The following is a 14,809-nucleotide window of genomic DNA, read 5'->3' as shown; positions in this document are numbered from 1 at the left end:
TTTACCATATTTGTGAATAATAAAGACGGTCTACGATCATAATTAAGAAAATGGCTAAAACTAAGCGCAATGTTTTGTTTATAATCCTTGCTGTAGTAATTCTTGCAGCAGGAGGTATCTTTGTATATATTAAAAGTTTTCTGGATGCTGAGTTCAGGATAAAAGGTACTGTTTATATCTATGTTGATAAGGATAAAAGTTTCGATGCAGTACTCACGCAGATGGATACTACCGCCCATATTTCGGATCTGAATGCCTTTAAGAGGCTTGCTGCCTATATGAAGTATCCCGATAATATGAAAACCGGGCGATACGCAATTATACCGGATATGAGTATTCAGGAAGTAATAAGTGACCTGAAGGGAGGGCATCAGGCACCGGTTAAATTGAAGTTCAATAATATTCGAACTAAGGAAGATTTGGCTAAGAGACTTGCTTCACAGTTGATGATAACCGAAGACGAACTGATGGCTACATTTAATAATGAAGAAAGCTGTTCTAAATTAGGGTTTACCACCGAAACGATACTTTGTATGTTTGTACCGAATACCTACGAAGTATATTGGGATGTCTCATTGGATAGTTTTCTGAAAAGGATGAAAGATGAATATTCTAAATTCTGGACAGATGAGCGAAAAGCAAAGGCCGAAAAGATGGGACTTACTCCTGTTGAGGTTTCCATACTGGCTTCTATCGTAGAGGAAGAATGTTATTTCTCAGACGAATATCCGGTGGTTGCACGATTATACCTGAATCGGTTGAGATTAGGACAATTGCTGCAAGCTGATCCTACGGTTAAATTTGCAGTAGGAGACTTCTCCTTGAAACGTATTCTTTTTGAGCATTTACAAGTGGACTCTCCTTATAATACATATAAACACTTGGGATTACCTCCCGGACCGATTAGAGTTGCCTCAATCAAAGGAATAGAGGCTGTATTGAATCCGGCAGAGCATGACTATCTTTATATGTGTGCGAAAGAGGATTTTTCGGGAAGACATAACTTTGCAGTTACACATGCCGAGCATGTCAAAAATGCGAACCGTTATCGGGCGGCACTTAATCAGAGGAAGATTTATTAAACCGCTTAATAAACATTCTTATCGCCTCTTAGCAATTGAAGGGTAGTCACAACGATTATCTTAATATCCAGCATAAAAGACCAGTTCTCGATGTACCACACATCGCGTCTAAACCGACCTTCCATCTGTTTGATGGTTTTGGTTTCCCCTCTGTATCCCGATATCTGAGCCCAACCCGTAATGCCGGGTTTTACAATGTGGCGTATCATAAATTTGTCGATAAGTCCATTGTATAAAGACGTCTGTTTAATCATATGCGGACGAGGTCCTACGACAGACATATTACCGATTAAAACATTGAAGAACTGAGGTAGCTCGTCGATGCTTGTGCGACGCATAAACTTCCCGATGGGCGTGATTCGTGGATCAACCTGCTGTGTTGTGAGAGAATCCGATTTATCATTGACATACATGGTTCGAAACTTGTAACATGTAAATTCCTCACCCTGTAAACCGGTTCTTCTTTGTTTAAAAACAATAGATCCGCGTGATGTCAGTTTAATAATAACCCCAAATATGATATAGATAACAGGAAAGACTGATATTAAGACAATAGAGGAAAAAATAATATCAAATATTCTTTTCAATACCCTGTTGTAGACTAGCTGAAGAGGTTCGGGTCTTATTCCTATAACGGGTATCGATTGAAGTGAGTTGAGTATCAGTTTTCGCTTTATATATTCATAAAATTCGGGAACAAGAAAGAATCGTATCATATTTCGTTCCGAGAAATTCACCAGACGTAAGATAACCGATTCTTCGCTGTTGGGCAAAGTGCAATAGATCTCGTCTACTTTGTTTTCGATACAGTATTTTTCAACCTGAGACAGTGTCCCTAAATAGTTAATGGATGGATTTGATAAGTTAGGAATCTCATCAAAAGCCCCTAGTATTTTATATCCGTAGTCACTCGACTTTAGCTCGTTGAAAACATCCGTCGCCCTGTTTCCACTCCCGATTATAACAATCCGTTTGTAGTTGTAGCCTTTACTGCGATACCATTTTAAAATGATCCGTACCGTTATATGCCAGATTATATAGATAATAGACAGACCTATGTAATAAACCGACCAATCAATCCAAGTGATTCTGTCTATTCCAAGCAATAGCATTGCTGCTGTAAGCAATATGAAGTAAAGCGATATAAATGAGAAGCTTCTATGAACAATCTTGTCAAAGAAGATAATATTAGACGACAGATTTATCGGAATAATACTTGCAACAACAAAATAAACGAGGTTGACTAGAAGCAAGGTTTCGACTAAACGGACATTATTGATAAATGAGGTGAATGCGTCGTCTGCAAACAGAAGCTTGGATAAGAGAATTAAAGTGAAATTAATAACTAAAAGGTCCCCCAGTCTGATAATCCACTTTATCAGATATCCTAAACCATCTTTTTTTCCTGTTAATTCCATCCAGAACAATTGTATTATGTCGATTCTTATGCCCTTGAGTAAAGTTACGTTTAAGTAACAATCTTGTACATTCAGAGGGACAAAGGTTACAAAATATGTCTTTTAGTGTATATTTTGTTGATTTGTTAATACGTTGTTTGTTAGTTGTTTATTGTGAAAAACATTACAAACATTACAAAAGTGACATTTTTTTCTGCTTTATTATTTTTATTTACTCAACTTGTTTATTTATACTAATTAGTAGCTGAATTTATACGTTCTATTTTACTGCGCGTAATCAAAGATTACTTGCATTCCTTTTGCCCTAAGCCGCAAAAGGAATCAAAAAGGCTTTGTGCTGCATGGCTCGCCTGCCTGACTTAAGCTTGCAACCTAAACTAAACCTACTGCCTTGCGGCACGTTTAATTTTACGCCTGCTTCGGTTGTCAGCCAACGGCTGTGCCACTGATGCACTAAGGCTTACGCCCGTCAGGTTATTGGCATTGCCGATTGTGCGGGGTACCCGTAGGGCGAAAAAAGCGTTAAGAAACAAAAGAACATCGTCGGTTAAACGTTTTTCTTTTGTTTTAGCTTTTGAGTCCGTGACGGGTCGGACAAAAGGTACAGCCTTGATTTTTTGTTTCGTTTTGCATCAAGGCAAAATGAAAAACAAACCCATAAGGGTGCGTTAGGAAAAATAGAACATATATCTTAATCCTTATTCGCTTTATATATAGATAAACCCACTAAATTGTCTAAGGACAAAATACTAAGATCTTATATAGTAAAATCCTGCGGGTTATTTTTTTGATACTCTCGTGAAAGAATTGCCAATATAGTTCCCGTTAAAATAATACTTACAACTGTAGCCCAGATTGTATTGCCTACCCCAAAGTTTTCGAGCTTCTCGTACATAGGTGTATTGTGAAAGAAGTGAAAAGTTAAGACAGCTATTGTATTGTTTATGGCATGTACAATTACTGCAATCCATAAATTGCCCGACCAAAGAAAAATATATCCTAATAAAGCCCCCAGAAGCAAACGAGGAACAAACCCGTAAAACTGAAAATGGATAAAACTAAATATAAAGGCAGTAATCCAAACAGCAACATGTCCGTTTTTACATATCTTTCGGATGGTTTGCTGCATCGATCCTCTAAAGAAAAACTCTTCTGTGACACCTGCAGTAATGGCAATAACAAATAGATTTATCAATAGTATAATAACCGAATCGGTGGTAAGCATTTTTTCGATTAATACTTGAGCCTGTTCTTCCATCATCTTCATCATTTTCTCTATTCCTGCCAGAGATTCAGGTAAAGTTATCATACTGTTATAATGACCGGTGAAGGCTATTAAGGGCTGAATCGCAAAAATAAGAAGAATCGAAAGCAGTAAGAACTTAACATCAATGGGTTTATTGATTTTCAGAAATCGAGGAGCCGATTTGTGAAATAAATGAGCACATAACAAAGAAGGAATTAAGAAGATTAAAACAACCTGAACTACTTGCATGACTTTCATAAAGTCTAACGACCCCAGAGTGCCTGTCGATTGACCTATTACAACGGTAAGAACAGCGGCTATTACCAAGCCCGAAAAGCTAAAAAGACAAAGGAAAAAGAGTTGTGACCAACTACTCATTCTTATAAATATTTCTTTATTCATTGTTCAAAATTAAGACCTGTTTACTGTTTTGGTTAGTATAAAAGTTTGTTAGTTATATTTGTTTTTTCTCCTATAAATCGATTGCTCTGAAAATACTTATGCCTGTACATTTTGACGATTTCACGCAATAGTCATACAAAGGCTGAGGTTCTACAATTACCTTCATTGCTCTACTTGAAGCATGTATAAAAGTCAATTTGCCGTTGTAATGATAGGCAATGCTAATATGAGAGTAATCTAAACCCGCAATGCCGGTCGCAAATGCAATTATATCTCCATTAATTATCCGATTGCCGACTTTATTTATATCCTCTTTTTTTAGAACATAATATTCAGCTCTATTGTTTATTTGTTGTTCGATATTGGCTGTTTTTTGCCGGAGTTTCGAGTCACTACGCAGGGCTTTGTAAGCATCTGTATGCGTAGACATAAAGTTGATCGTTTTAGTATCTTTTATACCTCCTAACGCAAGAGTTTTATCTTCCAGTATTCCCCTCTTTGAGTTATTGTATATCCAATCGGTTACATAATGAAGCCTCGAAGTATAATCTTCTATTTTTCCATCCCTGTATCGGATTGATTTCAACTGATTGCAAAAGTTTGAAAATGAATAATCCCCCGTTTTAAGTGTTCTGCTCAGAGCAATACAGTTTTCGACAAAAGTGGTACAATCGAATTGATGCAGATTGACAACTAATTGTTCCTCTTGATTATTGTCGAGAGTTGAGGCTACATAAGGAGTATCCCTAAAGAACAAAGCAGTTTTTACAATCAATTCACCAATCGGTAAAGTTGCTTCCGCTTTTAATTGGCTGATATATTTCTCATATATAAGTGAATCTTGTTTTGTATACACCACCGCAGCACGGGTATTGAGTACCATTGCAAGAAGTAAAAACAAGGCGAATACTTTTTTCATAAGAAATAATGTCTTAAAAGGTCTGCAACCTTAGCTTAAACCGTCAATTAAACCGTCAACAATATCAATATGGTTTGCTTGCGGTACCTTGGGCAACCCCGGCATACGCATTATAGTGCCAGCTATGGCTACAATAAACTCAGCACCGTTATTGATTACCATATCATTTATAGTCAAAGTAAAACCTTTGGCTACACCGTAAGCCTTCGGATCTTCCGAAAACGAATATTGAGTCTTAGCAATACATATAGGATATTTTTCGATATCCGTACCTTTAATCAATTGTAGTATTTTGAGAGCTTTTCCACCGAACTCAACCGAGTCTGCACCATATATTTTTTTAGCTATCTTCTCTACCTTTTGTTGTATAGAATCGTTGTCTTCGTATGTAAATGCAAGTGCTTTCGAAGGATTGTTTTCAATTGTTTCAACTACCAGATTCGCTAACTCCATAGCACCCTCACCGCCTTCCGAGAAAGCATTGTTAATGGCAAATCCTATATTTTTGTTCTTACAGAAATCTGTGATAATATCCAGCTCTGCCTGAGTATCCTGTGCGTATTTATTGAAGGCGACAACTACCGTCTGACCAAACGATTGCATATTCGAGATATGCTTCTCTATATTAGCCAATCCGTTTCTCAAGCCTTCGATATTTTCTTTCTTGATATCTTCAATGGCAACACCACCGTGCATTTTTAACCCTTGTGCAGTAGCCACTATAACTGTTAATTTGGGTGTTAATCCTGCTTTCCGGCACTTTATATTGAAGAATTTTTCAGCACCCAGATCAGCACCAAATCCCGCTTCTGTAACTACATAATCGGCATGGCTCATCGCAACCTTAGTCGCAATAATAGAATTACATCCGTGAGCAATATTGGCAAAAGGACCACCATGTACTATCGCCGCATTGTGTTCGGTAGTCTGTACCAGATTTGGGTTGATGGCATCTTTAAGCAATACAACTATCGATCCGGCAATACCCAGATCTTTTACGGTAAAAGGAGTGTTGTCATAGTTATACCCCAAGATGATTTTTTCGATACGCCTTCTCAAGTCCTCAATATCTTTCGATAAGCAGAGGATCGCCATAATTTCGGATGCAGGAGTAATGTCGAATCCCGATTCAGTGGGTATTCCGTTTGCAGAACCATGTAATCCCGAAACTATATATCGTAAACTTCTATCGTTAATATCAAGTACTCTTTTCCAAAGGATTTCTTTCAACCCTTTTCCTGCTGCTCGGTTTTGATACAAATAATTATCAAGCAAAGCCGATATCATATTGTGAGCCGAAGTAATGGCGTGAAAATCTCCCGTAAAGTGCAGGTTAATATCCTCCATAGGGAGAACCTGTGCATAACCTCCGCCTGCAGCTCCGCCTTTCATACCGAAGCAAGGACCTAAAGAAGGTTCACGCAAGGCTACAACCGCTTTTTTTCCTATTTTGTTTAAGCCTAAAGTTAGACCTATCGAAACCGTTGTTTTACCGATTCCTGCCTTAGTCGGTGTTATGGCAGTTACTAATATTAAATTACTTTGGTTTACTTTGTTATTGTCGATAAGCGATGCCGGCACTTTGGCCATGTACTTCCCATAATTATGGATGTGTTCATCAGCTATATTTATCTGTTGAGCAATTTTACTGATAGGCTCAAGTTTGATACTTCTGGCAATTTCAATATCTGTTTTCATAAAATAAAATTCAGTAGCTTTATCATGGTTTCTACAAAGATAAGTAAACTTTTAGGATGTTTTATTGTTATTGAATTGCTGTTTAAGCTCACATGCATTTTTATTGTTTTGAAGTAAAAGGGAACTTGCTTGTTTGCCAATATAGGACAGATATATAGGTATATTCCGACAGATTAGGATGGAGCGAAAAAAAATTGCAATACTTAATCGTGAACTAAACAGTAAAATGTGTATTTTTGATACTTTTTCGAAATATGAAGCCACTACAAATACTTTCACTCCTTTTAATTTTTATGTGCGGACTAGTTTCAGCACCATTAACAGCTCAAAATCCCGATACAGAAGTTCGTGCAGCCTGGCTGACAACTAACTGGAATCTCGACTGGCCTTCGCCCTCTTTATCGCCCGAAAATCAGCAAAAGCAATTAAGCAAGATTTTGGATCAGTTACAGGAGGCAAATTTTAACACCATACTTTTTCAGGTGCGTATTCGTGGAGATGTCTTTTTTCAATCAAAAATAGAACCTTGGAGCCCTTATATTTCCAAAGATAAAACCATTGGAGCTATTACAGCATACGATCCATTGGCTTATGCTATACAGGAATGCCATCGCAGGGGACTCGAGTGCCATGCGTGGATTGTGACCTTTCCGGTCGGTTCAAAAAAACAAGTCAAAGATCAAGGACGTTCATCAGTTGTATCACGATACCCCCAACTTTGTAAATTATATAAAGACGAATGGTATCTTGATCCGGGAAACCCTGAAGCGAGAAAACATATATTGAAGGTTGTCGATGAAATTGTAGCGAACTATGATGTCGATGGCATTCATTTCGACTATATCCGTTACCCGGAGGCAGCCGGAAAGTTTCCCGATAGCGATACATTTTCCAAGTATGGTCGTGGAAAATCATTACAAGAATGGAGACGCGAAAATATAAATGCCTTAGTATCGGATATATACGATCAAACCAAAGAGGCAAAGCCTTGGGTGCAGGTTAGTTGCAGTCCGATAGGCAGATACAAAGACCTCGATCCGATGAAAGGTACATGGACTGCTTATTCAAGCGTACATCAGGATGCCGGTAAATGGATGATGGATGGAAAGATGGATGCAGTATACCCGATGATGTATTACAATGAGGCTAAATTTGGAACCTATGTAGATGAGTGGGTCAAAACAAGTAACGGACGCTTTGTAGTTCCCGGTCTTGGAGTATATCGGTTGATGTCTACCGAAGGTAACTGGCCATTAAAAGATATAACTCAACAGGTTGATTTTATCCGTACCAGCCAAGCTGCAGGAGCAGCCTATTACAGGGTAGGCAATGTATTGAGCAACACAAAAGGTTTGAAAGATGCTTTGACACACTATTATACTTATCCGGCAAAATTACCTTCAATGAAATGGCTGGATGATACAGCCCCTCTTTCGCCTCTGAATATGCAGGTTTATCGTGCTGCCGATGGTACAACCACCTTAGAATGGGAATCGTCTAATCCTTCGGAAGGTCAGGTGTATACCGTTTATGAATCATCAACTGAGGATTTTGATATCAGGAATGTTAAAAGCATAGTAGCCACAGGAATAAGAGGTAATAAGATACAACTTCAGACGCCCGATATAGAGGAGGGAATTTATTATTCGGTAACAGCTTCCGACCGTTTTCATAACGAGAGTGTACCTTGTTTTCCTGTTTATTATGTACTTTCTCGAAGTTTGGAAAAATAACGATATCCTTATTGAAAAACAGAAATGTTAAAATAGAAATTGATCTGATATCGAAAACTTGTATCTTTGAAATGTAGGTCAAAACCTATTCTGGAAAGTTCTGTGCTGTTATATGATGTGATATCATGCAGGTTTGTATTGAGAGATAAAATGCTATTGAACATGGAAAATATTATAAACAATATGAAATCTTTATATCCTATTTCCGATGAAACCATACGGGAATTGGAAACCTGCGTCACTTTGTGTCATTTTCCTAAAAGGCATCAGTTGATAAAGAAAGATATATATTGTAAATATGCCTATTTCATAGAAAAGGGAATGACACGTTCTTTCTGGTTGGTCGATGGTGAAGAGATAACAACCTCATTTTCATGTGAAGGTGGTATTGTATTCAGTATGGATGAGTTGTATTATAAAAAAGTGAGTGAAGAGTTTGTCGAAACGCTCGAAGACGTGGAGGTTTACAGTATATTGCTAACTGATCTGACCCGCCTTTTCGAAACTAACCTTGAATTGAGTAATTGGGGGCGAATCATTCATCAGAATGAATACAGACGCTTGCATCGCAGTCACAAAGAACGTCTGACTTTACCTGCCAAAGAACGGTACGAAGAATTCAAAAAGCAGTTTCCTTATGTGGAACAGCGAACCAATTTAAGATATATTGCCTCCTATTTAGGGATTACCCTTTCTACACTCAGCCGACTTCGAGCCAATGATTAATTTCAGGCTTGATTGCCAATTTTGATTTAGGACAAACTTTTGCAAAGAAATACGTTGTATTTTTGCCACTTTGTTTATCCTTCAAAATTAAATTTAATGCTGAAAACTCAAATTTCTGACGCTGCATTTGCAGATACCAAACCACATTACAATATACTCGATGGATTACGCGGAGTGGCGGCCATCATGGTATTATTCTTCCATATATTCGAAGCTTTTGCGACCAGTCACTTAGACCAAAGAATCAATCACGGTTATTTAGCAGTCGACTTTTTCTTTATACTGTCAGGATTTGTTGTCGGTTACGCTTACGACGACCGTTGGGGTACAATGAAACCCAAGGATTTCATCAAACGCCGGATTATACGTCTTCACCCGATGGTTGTAATGGGAGCTATCATAGGAGCCATCATGTTCTATACCCAAGGCTGCTCTGTATGGGATGTATCGGTAGTACCTGTTGTGGCTTTGCTTATTGCCACATTGTTGAATATGTTTTTGATTCCGGCTACTACAAGAACCGAAATAAGAGGTGTAGGGGAGATGTTCCCATTGAATGGCCCCAGTTGGTCTTTGTTTTTTGAGTATATCGGTAATATTCTCTATGTGTTGTTTATTCGTAAGCTCTCAACTAAAGCTCTTGCAGTATTGGTTTTTGTTGCCGGATGCGGCTTGGCTTCATTTGCTGTATGGGGACCATTAGGTGATATATGTGTAGGGTTTTCACTGACAGGAGAAGAATTTACCGGAGGCTCTTTTCGCTTGTTATTCTCATTTTCTGCCGGATTACTTCTGTCGCGTATATTTAAACCTGCTAATATAAAGGGAGCTTTTTGGATATGCAGTTTGTTTATCGTTGCTCTTTTAGCTGTACCCCGAATAGGTGGAGCCGAACATTTATGGATGAACGGTATATATGATACACTATGCTGTGTTGTGTTTTTTCCTATTTTGGTTTATCTGGGGGCTTCCGGAAAAAGTACCGATAAATATACTACTCGTGTATGCAAGTTCTTAGGAGATATTTCTTATCCTCTGTATATGGTGCATTACCCCTTTATTTATCTCTATTTCGCATGGGTAAAGAATAATGACCTCACATTTGAACAATCATTGCCCGGTGCAGCAGGAGTTGTTGCAGGAAGTATTATTGTAGCGTATATCTGTTTGAAGTTATACGATATACCGGTACGAAGATATTTGACAAACCGCTTTTTAAAGCCCCAAAACAATATGTAACTAAAGTCTCAGACCTTTTTATAGCTTTGGCTGTAGGGGTGAACCTGTGTGTTCACCTATTTAGTACCGACACATAGGTCTGCCTCTACCAATAAAGATATATCATTAAATATTTAACGCTACCAAATAATACAAAAGGCTGATTTCGCAAGAAATCAGCCTTTTATTATATATATCGTGATTGTTTTTTAGAAATTCTTGAATCCCATTATCTCACGTACCTCCCGTAATGTTTTACGGGCACTTTCACGGGCTTTTTCAGTACCTTCGGTTACTACCTTGTGTAAGTATGCCTCATCGTCCTGAATTTGAAGAATACGGTCGCGAATAGGTGATGTTACCGCAATAATATCTTCAGCCAATTGCTTTTTAAGATCGCCGTAACGTATTTCGCATGAATTCCATTTATCTTCGAAATGTTTCACTACCTCTTCGGTTGAAACCACACGCAGAATAGTAAACAGGTTTTCGATACAATCGGGTTTTGGAGAATTAGGGCTTTGAGGTCCTTCGTCTGTTAATGCCCTTTTTACTTTCTTCTCTATGACTTTAGGCTCATCAAAAAGATAAATACAGTTACCTTCCGATTTTCCCATTTTTCCACTGCCGTCCAGTCCCGGTATTTTAATTAATTCGCTGCCAAAATTGTAGGCAATCGGTTCTTTAAAATACTCGACACCATAAAAATTGTTGAAACGGCGTGCAAATTTGCGAGTCATTTCGAGGTGTTGCTCCTGATCTTTTCCCACAGGTACCTTGTCGGCATTGTGCATCAATATATCGGCAGCCATAAGAGTAGGGTAGGTAAGTAAACCGGCATTCACATTTTCGGGCTGCTTACGAGCCTTTTCTTTGAAAGATACGGTCTTAGCTAATTCTCCCATATATGCATGCATATTCAGCAATAGATACAGTTCGCATACTTCGGGTACATCACTCTGTACGTATATAGTCGATATATCGGGGTCGATACCCGCAGCCAGATATTCGGTTAGCACATTCTTTACATTTCCATGTAATATCTTCGGATCCGGATGAGTCGTAAGAGAATGATAATCTGCAATAAAGAAGAAACATTTGTTTTCTTCCTGCATTTTTATAAAGTTTTTCAGGGCTCCATAGTAATTGCCTAAGTGGAGATTACCGGTCGAGCGAATACCGCTCACTACTGTTTCCATACTATATCATTTTGTTTCTATATACAAAGTTAGCGATTTTTTCAGGAGTTAAGCACTTTTTAGGCCCACAGAACTATTTATTGCTTTGGCTGTAGGGGTGAAACTGTTTGTTCTATTAAATTGTCTTTTACTACGCGCAATCAGAGATTGCTTGTATTCCTTTTGCCCAAAGCCGCAAAAGGAATCAAAAAGGCTTTGTGCTGCGTGGCTCGCCTGTCTGAATTAAGCTTACAGGCTAAACTAAACTTATTGCCTTTCGGCACGTTTAGTTTTACGCCTGCTTCGCTTGTCAGCCAACGGCTGTGCCACTGATGCACTGGGGCTGACGCCTGCAAATGGCTTTTGTCCGTCAGGCTTCCCGACCTTGCCGGTTGCACGGGGTACCCGTAGGATGAAGAAAGCGTTAAAAAAACAAAAGGATATCGTTCGTTAAATGTTTTCTTTTGTTTTAGCTTTCGAGACCGTAGCGGGTCGAGCAAAAGGCACAGTCTTGATCTTTTGTTTCGTTTTGTATCAAGACAAAATGAAAAACAAACCCAATAGGGTGCGTTAGAATAATTGAACATTAAACATAACAGATCAACTACTGATTCGTATCATTAAATAGTTGATTTTAATTATCTATCAGTAATCCCCCAAAGGCTTTCGATTGTTTTCTTGGCTGTGTCCGAAAACCGAATCATTTTATGGTAAGATTCTTCACCCAATTTTAACTTTCCCTCCTCGTTTTGATATTTTTCAACAGGTATAAGCTGAAAATTCGGTTTTCCGTTTTCTATCGGTTTATTTACCCAAACCAAAGAGTAAGAGCAACTCTCGATCCGAACACCCCCTTCTTTATCTTTGCTTAGGTCTATTTTAGCCATCATACCACCCTCTACATTATCGCCTTTCATTCCCGATATAAAATTCCCTAATGAATAGACGATAATATTTTGAATGGAATCATTCTGTCTTTGTATGTCAATAGGCTGTACCACATGAGGATGGCTGCCAATAACTAACCTTACCCCGTTTTTTATAAGGAATTGAGCCAGCTCTTTCTGCTCTTTACTGGGAGATAACTTATGTTCGATACCCCAGTGCATATTGGCAATGATAATATCGGGTTTCATCATCTTTGCCCACTGAATATCATATAATATCTGCTTTTTGTCGATGAGGTTTATGATATTGGGTTTTTGCAGCCTGATTCCATTTGTGTCATAAGTATAATTGAGCATGGCAATGCGGATGCCATTCTTAATAATCATCAAAGGATAATACAAATCCTTTTTATCACGATCAACATAAGTCCCCAAATGCTTTACATGCATAGAATCGAGCATGGTGATAGTCCTTTCGAGTCCTTGTTTTCTTTTATCCAGACTATGGTTGTTGGCGGTGAGAAAAACATCGAATCCGGCATCTTTCAAAGCATATGCAAAAGTATCGGGAGACCCGAAACACGGATACCCTGTATATCCTTTGCCGGGAAGGGTTGTTTCGAGATTGACAATGGCAATATCGGCGGCTTTTATCTGATCTTCTATCTGAGTAAAATACAAAGAGTAGCCATACCCATCTTTGGTTTTGGCAGCATCTATTTGTGATTGGTGTTGCATGGCATCGCCTGCAAACAATAAACTGACCGTCTGCTTTTGCCCGAAGGCGTAAAAGCACATTGAAGTTAGAAAGAGAAAGAATATGGTATATTTTCTCATAAATATATTTATTAGGTGTCAGTTATAAAAAGAAGTTTTCAGACCTTATTTTCTCCAGAAAGCAGGCATGAATAGCGACAGGATAGTAAATAACTCCAAACGTCCTGTCAACATTAAGAATGACAGATACCATTTGGCAGTATCCGAAAGGTGACCAAAGTGTCCGCTATCGCTTAAGCTTCCTAATCCTACATTACCCATACACGAAACAGAAGCTGTGATAGAGTCTTCGAAGCCTATACCTGTGAACGATAATACGAGGAAACTAACAAAGAGTATTAATAAATACAGGAATATAAAAGCAAGTATTTTGGTGACAATATCAACCGGCAGTACCTGATTGTTGATACGCACAGGCAGAATAGCATTTGGATGTACTTGACGTTTAAACTCATTGACCGCATTCTTGAAAAGTACAACTATCCTGATTACCTTAATACCTCCAGAGGTAGAGCCCGCACAGGCACAAATCATCATCAAGCAGTATATAAGGAACATATAAAAAGGGCCCCAACTCGTAAAGTCGGCAGTCGAAAATCCGGTTGTGGTGATAGCCGATGTCACCTGAAAGAGTGAGGTTCGGAAGGCATCTTCTGCAATACTGATTTTGCCCGAATATATTAAACCTACCGTTACAACGGCGGTAAATGTTATGTAAATAAGAAAATACCATTTCAACTCTTCATTTTGAAACAGTTTTTTGTATTGGCCTTTGAACAAGAAGTAAATTAACGAGAAGTTAATACCCCCGATAAACATAAATATACTGATTACGTAGTCGATATATGCTGAGTTCCAATAAGCAATACTGTCTTGTTTAGTAGAAAAACCTCCGGTTGAAGCAGTCGACATGGCTTGACAAATAGCATCGAAAGCATTCATCGGACCTAACCAAAGCAGAACGGCTATGATAGCAGTTATAGTTACATAAGTAAGAAGTAGCCTCTTGGCAACTTGTGTTACTCGTGGCTGAAAGCGATCACGGGCTATGCCTGTAGTCTCGGCGTCGAAAAGAAAAGAAGCATTTCCTCCGATTATAGGAAGTACTGCCAAAGCAAATACAACAATACCCAAACCTCCGACCCACTGGGTAAGGCAACGCCAGAATAATAAACCGAGTGGAACAACGTCTACATTGGGAATGATGGTAGAGCCCGTAGTTGTGAAGCCCGACATGGTTTCGAAGTATGCATCACTTACTTTGGGAATAACCCCGCTAAAGATAAAAGGAAGCATTCCGAAAGCAGATAATACAACCCACGAAAGACCTACGACCAGAAATCCTTCGCGTTTTCCTATAAACTGTTCTCTGGTTTCGGCACCTACAAGGCGAAATATCACCCCCACACCAATCGCAATAGAAGCACTTATAAGAAAAGCATCTCCACTTATTTCATGGTAATAAAATGATACAGCAGCCGAAATCATCAATAAAATGGATTCTATAATAAGTAAGAATCCCATG

At 38.6% G+C, this 14,809-nt stretch carries 11 protein-coding genes; 4 read left to right on the top strand and 7 right to left on the bottom strand.

The window, feature by feature from the left end; translation table 11 throughout:
* Positions 1–50 precede the first annotated feature (50 nt).
* A complete protein-coding gene (gene mltG, locus G7051_RS06515; protein ID WP_166199115.1) occupies positions 51–1,082 on the top strand; it encodes an endolytic transglycosylase MltG in 1,032 nt (343 codons plus the stop codon).
* A 5-nt stretch (positions 1,083–1,087) separates the two neighbouring features.
* Here the strand turns inward: mltG and G7051_RS06510 are convergent, their stop codons facing one another.
* The 4 genes from G7051_RS06510 to G7051_RS06495 form a co-directional block, all read right to left on the bottom strand.
* The gene (locus G7051_RS06510; RefSeq protein ID WP_166199114.1) at positions 1,088–2,500 is read right to left on the bottom strand and encodes an undecaprenyl-phosphate glucose phosphotransferase; all 1,413 of its coding nucleotides are present in this window, start codon (positions 2,498–2,500) and stop codon (positions 1,088–1,090) included.
* Positions 2,501–3,257: 757 nt separating this feature from the next.
* Entirely contained in the window at positions 3,258–4,148 is an 891-nt protein-coding gene (locus G7051_RS06505; protein ID WP_166199113.1) for a CPBP family intramembrane glutamic endopeptidase, read from the bottom strand.
* A gap of 70 nt (positions 4,149–4,218) precedes the next feature.
* The gene (locus G7051_RS06500; protein ID WP_166199112.1) at positions 4,219–5,067 is read right to left on the bottom strand and encodes an N-acetylmuramoyl-L-alanine amidase-like domain-containing protein; all 849 of its coding nucleotides are present in this window, start codon (positions 5,065–5,067) and stop codon (positions 4,219–4,221) included.
* 30 nt (positions 5,068–5,097) lie between these two features.
* On the bottom strand, positions 5,098–6,765 hold the full coding sequence (locus G7051_RS06495; protein WP_166199111.1) for a formate--tetrahydrofolate ligase: 1,668 nt from the start codon (positions 6,763–6,765) through the stop codon (positions 5,098–5,100).
* Between the two features lie 254 nt (positions 6,766–7,019).
* On the opposite strand from G7051_RS06495, the gene G7051_RS06490 reads away from it, so the two are divergent.
* The 3 genes from G7051_RS06490 (at position 7,020) to G7051_RS06480 (ending at position 10,463) form a co-directional block, all read left to right on the top strand.
* Positions 7,020–8,498 (top strand): glycoside hydrolase family 10 protein, encoded by a 1,479-nt coding sequence (locus G7051_RS06490; protein ID WP_166199110.1) that lies wholly within the window; start codon positions 7,020–7,022, stop codon positions 8,496–8,498.
* 162 nt (positions 8,499–8,660) lie between these two features.
* Positions 8,661–9,224, top strand: coding sequence for a Crp/Fnr family transcriptional regulator (locus G7051_RS06485; protein ID WP_166199109.1), 564 nt, complete (start codon positions 8,661–8,663; stop codon positions 9,222–9,224).
* 96 nt (positions 9,225–9,320) lie between these two features.
* A complete protein-coding gene (locus tag G7051_RS06480; RefSeq protein WP_166199108.1) occupies positions 9,321–10,463 on the top strand; it encodes an acyltransferase in 1,143 nt (380 codons plus the stop codon).
* A 188-nt stretch (positions 10,464–10,651) separates the two neighbouring features.
* On the opposite strand, the gene trpS is transcribed toward G7051_RS06480, so the two are convergent.
* From trpS to G7051_RS06465, 3 genes are all read right to left on the bottom strand, one after another.
* Positions 10,652–11,641, bottom strand: a complete 990-nt coding sequence (trpS, locus tag G7051_RS06475) for a tryptophan--tRNA ligase (RefSeq protein WP_166112711.1) — start codon at positions 11,639–11,641, stop codon at positions 10,652–10,654.
* Between the two features lie 617 nt (positions 11,642–12,258).
* Entirely contained in the window at positions 12,259–13,344 is a 1,086-nt protein-coding gene (locus G7051_RS06470; protein ID WP_255493338.1) for a CapA family protein, read from the bottom strand.
* Positions 13,345–13,389: 45 nt separating this feature from the next.
* Positions 13,390–14,808 carry a TrkH family potassium uptake protein gene (locus tag G7051_RS06465; RefSeq protein WP_255493337.1) on the bottom strand — a complete coding sequence of 473 codons (1,419 nt, stop codon included), beginning with the start codon at positions 14,806–14,808 and terminating at the stop codon, positions 13,390–13,392.
* Position 14,809: the final 1 nt, after the last annotated feature.

The organism is Dysgonomonas sp. HDW5B (assembly GCF_011299335.1).
GTDB lineage: Bacteria > Bacteroidota > Bacteroidia > Bacteroidales > Dysgonomonadaceae > Dysgonomonas_A.
This window is presented reverse-complemented; position numbering and strand designations above follow the sequence as displayed.

Bases quoted from the DNA above. Each gene is read 5' to 3' on its own strand.
- mltG (WP_166199115.1), top strand. From the start codon at position 51: ATGGCTAAAACTAAGCGCAATGTTTTGTTTATAATCCTTGCTGTAGTA.
- G7051_RS06510 (WP_166199114.1), bottom strand. From the start codon at position 2,500: ATGGAATTAACAGGAAAAAAAGATGGTTTAGGATATCTGATAAAGTGG.
- G7051_RS06505 (WP_166199113.1), bottom strand. From the start codon at position 4,148: ATGAATAAAGAAATATTTATAAGAATGAGTAGTTGGTCACAACTCTTT.
- G7051_RS06500 (WP_166199112.1), bottom strand. From the start codon at position 5,067: ATGAAAAAAGTATTCGCCTTGTTTTTACTTCTTGCAATGGTACTCAAT.
- G7051_RS06495 (WP_166199111.1), bottom strand. From the start codon at position 6,765: ATGAAAACAGATATTGAAATTGCCAGAAGTATCAAACTTGAGCCTATC.
- G7051_RS06490 (WP_166199110.1), top strand. From the start codon at position 7,020: ATGAAGCCACTACAAATACTTTCACTCCTTTTAATTTTTATGTGCGGA.
- G7051_RS06485 (WP_166199109.1), top strand. From the start codon at position 8,661: ATGGAAAATATTATAAACAATATGAAATCTTTATATCCTATTTCCGAT.
- G7051_RS06480 (WP_166199108.1), top strand. From the start codon at position 9,321: ATGCTGAAAACTCAAATTTCTGACGCTGCATTTGCAGATACCAAACCA.
- trpS (WP_166112711.1), bottom strand. From the start codon at position 11,641: ATGGAAACAGTAGTGAGCGGTATTCGCTCGACCGGTAATCTCCACTTA.
- G7051_RS06470 (WP_255493338.1), bottom strand. From the start codon at position 13,344: ATGAGAAAATATACCATATTCTTTCTCTTTCTAACTTCAATGTGCTTT.
- G7051_RS06465 (WP_255493337.1), bottom strand. From the start codon at position 14,808: ATGGGATTCTTACTTATTATAGAATCCATTTTATTGATGATTTCGGCT.